This is a genomic window from Streptomyces sp. UG1, from assembly GCF_049974585.1.
GTDB lineage: Bacteria > Actinomycetota > Actinomycetes > Streptomycetales > Streptomycetaceae > Streptomyces.
Genome location: NZ_JBNGGG010000161.1, coordinates 1 through 792 on the forward strand (window position 1 = coordinate 1; position 792 = coordinate 792).

The 792-nt window shown below is 69.4% G+C and carries 1 pseudogene; it reads right to left on the reverse strand.

What is annotated here, in order from left to right:
* Nucleotides 1-4: 4 nt before the first annotated feature.
* Nucleotides 5-784, reverse strand: a pseudogene (locus ACP4J3_RS50810) (ThuA domain-containing protein); the annotation flags it as partial.
* Nucleotides 785-792: the final 8 nt, after the last annotated feature.

Sequence of the window (792 nt, forward strand, 5' to 3'; positions counted from 1 at the left end):
GCTAGCCGTTCTCCGGCCGGCAGTCCGCCTCGACGGCGCCGGTGGCCCACTGGATTGCGCCCAACAGGTGCTGGCGGACGGCGGGTTCGGCGAAGGACTCCTTGCGGTGGCCGACGCCGGTGTAGAAGGAGCGGCCGCCCTGGTAGTTCTGGCACCAGGCGATCGGATGGTCGCCGTTCATGGTGCCGCCCCAGTACGAGGACTCGTCGAGGGAGGCCAGGACGCGGACCCGTTCCCGGGGATTCGAGCGGAAGTTGTACCACTCGTCGGTGCGCTCCCAGGTGGCGGGCAGGCCCGCGGTCGCCGGGTGGGCGCGGTCCTCGACATTTACCGTGGCACGCATCGGCCACCACGGATGCGACTCGAAGTAGGCACCGACGAGCCCGCCGTAGAACGCCCAGTCGTACTCGGTGTCGGCGGCCGCGTGGATGCCGACGTAGCCCCCGCCACTGCGGATGTAGCCCTCGAAGGCCGTCTCCTGGGCGGCGTTCAGGACGTCACCGGTCGTCGACAGGAACACGACCGCGTCGTAGCGCCCGAGGTTGTCGGACGTGAAGGCTCCGGCGTCCTCCGTCGCGTCGACCGTGAAGCCGCCCGTCTCGCCGAGCTGTTCCACCGCCGCGATGCCGGCGGAGATCGAGCCGTGGTGGAAGCCGGCCGTCTTGGAGAACACCAGCACCCGTGTGCCGTCCTGCTTCGCCTGTGACACGGCCGGTCCCGAGACGCAGCCCAGGAGCACGGCCGCTCCGACGACTGAGGTTGTCAGTCGGTTGATGGATCGCATGCTGTGTA